Origin of the sequence: Sulfurihydrogenibium sp. (assembly GCF_027448985.1) — a bacterium.
In the GTDB taxonomy this organism is placed as follows: Bacteria; Aquificota; Aquificia; order Aquificales; family Hydrogenothermaceae; genus Sulfurihydrogenibium.
Genome location: NZ_DAIDMN010000111.1, coordinates 1 through 3,285, shown reverse-complemented (window position 1 = coordinate 3,285; position 3,285 = coordinate 1). Strand labels below are relative to the sequence as shown.

4 protein-coding genes and 1 tRNA gene are annotated in these 3,285 nt (G+C 31.8%); all 5 read right to left on the bottom strand.

What is annotated here, in order from left to right; translation table 11 throughout:
* Positions 1-69: 69 nt before the first annotated feature.
* On the bottom strand, positions 70-315 hold the full coding sequence (locus NE054_RS07540; protein WP_297890293.1) for a hypothetical protein: 246 nt from the start codon (positions 313-315) through the stop codon (positions 70-72).
* Positions 312-890: a DedA family protein gene (locus NE054_RS07535; protein ID WP_297890292.1), complete on the bottom strand. Its 579-nt coding sequence runs from the start codon at positions 888-890 to the stop codon at positions 312-314. The genes NE054_RS07540 and NE054_RS07535 overlap by 4 nt, the downstream gene beginning before the upstream one ends.
* Positions 891-906: 16 nt before the next feature.
* Positions 907-980 (bottom strand) — tRNA-Arg (locus NE054_RS07530).
* Positions 963-2,249, bottom strand: a complete 1,287-nt coding sequence (locus tag NE054_RS07525) for a pitrilysin family protein (protein ID WP_297890291.1) — start codon at positions 2,247-2,249, stop codon at positions 963-965. The genes NE054_RS07530 and NE054_RS07525 overlap by 18 nt, the downstream gene beginning before the upstream one ends.
* Positions 2,250-2,277: 28 nt before the next feature.
* Positions 2,278-3,150 carry a TIM44-like domain-containing protein gene (locus NE054_RS07520; RefSeq protein ID WP_297890290.1) on the bottom strand — a complete coding sequence of 291 codons (873 nt, stop codon included), beginning with the start codon at positions 3,148-3,150 and terminating at the stop codon, positions 2,278-2,280.
* Positions 3,151-3,285 lie beyond the last annotated feature (135 nt).

Genomic DNA, 3,285 nt, shown 5'->3' with positions numbered 1-3,285 from the left:
AAGTGTCTTTTGGAATTCCATTTGTTTGATAATACTTAAGTATTTCAAATACTTTTTCTTTTGCTTTTTCTACTTTACAGAGCTTGATGATGCTGTTATATTTATTGTATCTGCACCTAATATCTTTCCTGCAAGTTCAAAAGATGTTCTTGTCCTTGTTGAGTTTTCAAAAAAAACCAGTAATGCACTGTAACCTTTTAAATCGTTAAATTTTTTTTCTCCCCTGTTGAATCTTTCTTTATACTCCCTTGCTTTTTCAAATATTTTTTGAATATCTTCTTTTGTTAGTTGGTTGATAGAGTAAAGGTCTTTCATTGTTTAACCTCTTTTTTGTTTCTTGTTATTAAAGCATAAAAAAGGTAAACTAACAATCCAACAAATACAACCGTAAGACCAAATATAAGGTAGTAATGTTTTAAATCACCAAAAAGTGTAATTGCTATATGTCCTAAGAAATAACCAAGACTTAAGAATATTGTAGCCCAGATTATCAAAGATAAAATGTTAAAAAATAGAAATTTGTACAGATTAAATCCAGTTGCTCCCATAAGCATCATTGGAACGACTCTCATTCCATAAATGAACCTTATTATGAAAAGTGAGAAAATGCCGTATTTTTCAACAAGTTTTTTGGCTTTTTTATATCTTCTTTTTGTGTACTTATTCCCAAGTAATATATGTCTTCCTTTCCATCGTCCAAGGAAAAAGTATATAAGCTCGTGTGTTAATGCTCCTAAAATGGAAAATATAAACGTAGGTAAAGGTTGTAAAAATTCGTGTCTAATAAAGAATCCAGCTACAAGTAAAAAAAGTTCTCCTTCAATAAAGGTACCTATAAAAACAGCAAAATATCCGTAAGAATTTAGAAAGCTTTCCATGTTTTCAATCATCTATTTCTCCATAAAGTGTCCCTGGGCGGACTTGAACCGCCGACCTCCGGATTAGGAATCCAGTGCTCTGTCCTACTGAGCTACAGGGACACTGTTTTTTTCCGGAAGCAATCTTACTTCTGTATAGTTATTATCTTTTAATGTTCTTAGATAGTTTTCTACATCTTCTTTTTTTACTTTTTTGATTCTTTCTACAAACTGTAAGTCGTATTTTATATCACCGGTAACTGTTACAGCGTATCCGGCAGACTCAGCATCGTTATCAACCTCTTCTCTTGCAAATACTTCTCTATTTATGATTCTTCTTTTTGCATTTTCTAAAGTGTCTTTTGGAATTCCATTTGTTTGATAATACTTAAGTATTTCAAATACTTTTTCTTTTGCTTTTTCTACTTTATCAGGGTCTGTAACAAAGTATATCAAAAATTGACTTGTTCCAATATGAGACATATACCCACCATAAATAGATTGGACAAAACCTTTTTCCTTTAACTCTTGATACATTATAGAGCTTTTACCATTTAAAAGTATTTCTTCTAAAACGTTTAAGGCTGGAGTACTCTTATCTCTTATTGATGGAGCTTGCCATCCTATGGCTACATACGCTCTAGTTATCTGAGATTTGTATATATCTTCTCTTCTTACATCCGTTTGTGGGTCTTCAAGTTCTATTTTAGGTGGTTTATAGTACTTTCCTTTTACAGAACCAAAAGTTTTTTCTATCTCGTTTAAAACTTCTTTTGTGTTTATATTTCCTACTACGACTACAGTAGTATTTGAAGGTGTGTAATGAGAGTAAAAGTAGTTTCTTACAAGTTCAGGAGTGTAATTTTCTATCGTTTCTCTGTACCCTATAACCGGATGCTTATAGTTTGTCTTTTTATAAGCAAGTTTATAGTATGTATCCCATAAATAACTCTTAGGATTATCAAGATGACGGTTAAGTTCTTCTAAAACAATAGGTTTTTCTTTTGCTACCATTTCATCGGACAAAGAAGGCTGAGTTGTCATGTAGTAAAGATATGTCAAGGCATCCTTCCAAAACAGACTTCCTATTTCAATGTGATAGTAAGTAAAATCAAAACTTGTAGCTGCGTTTATACTTCCACCCTTTTTTTCTACTTCAAACTCTATTTCTCCAGGTTTTGTGTATTTTGTACCGTTGAAAAGCATATGCTCCAAAAAGTGGGAAAGGCCTCTTTCTTTGTCATTTTCATAAACTGAACCTACTCCAAACCAAACCTGAACTGCAACCGCTTGCGTATCTTTTCTTTCTTTAACAATCACAGACACGCCATTTTTCAACTTTTTAATTGTTATATTCTCTTTACTTTCTGCCTTTGCTACCGCCAAAACCATAATAAAACTCCATATTAAAATTATTTTTTTATACATCTTGAACCTGTCTTATGTCATCTAATTTCCAGTTTAATGCTTTACCAACAAAAGCCCAGTACTCTTTGAATACTACCGGATTATGCTTATCACCATCTACAACATTACCTTGACTATCTAATGTGTAATCCTTCCCTTCTGCTTCTATTTCAACTATTACGACTTTGTTATCTCCTTCTTCTTCAACATGAACTATGTTTGCATCTAATATTTTCAAATCTTCAATAACATTTTTCAGTCCTTTTGACTTCAAATCTTGAAGTTGAGAATTTAGATATAAATACATTCTATCTGTCATGAAATTTTTAACAGGTGATAAATCTCCATTACTCCATGCTCTTTGGATATCAATAAATGCGTTTTTCGCTAAATTTAAGATAAGTTCTTCATTTATATAAGGCTCTGTAGATACTGCATTTGCAGAGTATTTGTTTACCGGATTTGATATTTGAGGTGTTGAAGTAGCGTATGCTGGTTCTTCTTTCTTTTTGGATATCATTCTGAATATAAAGTAAGCTACTCCTAAAATTAAAAGTATCTCCAACAATCCGGGCATACCTATATTAAATCCATGTCCCAGTAAAAGTGAAAGTAAAGCTCCAAAAATCATTCCACCTATAAGCCATTTAAAAATCGGATTTGAGAAAAATGATGGTTTAGTCTGAGGTTGATAACTTGGTTGGTTTTGAACTTGTTTTTGTCCATAAGGTGAAGGTTGAGAAGGGCTTTTATTTACTCTGTTAAAATCTTGCATCTTATAAGACCTAAATCCGGATGAAGAACCTTTTCCGGCTCTTGCAAAAGAATCCTCTACCAGCAAAAACAAAAATGTAAACATTAAAGTTATCGTTAAAAACCTTTTCATTGGTACACCTCTTAATAAAATTTAATGATATTATATAGACAACTTGAATTTATATCAACTGTATAGGTTCATATAGACAATGAGCATCTACCTTGATAAAATAATCAAACAAAATAGGAGGTAGATAAAATGAAA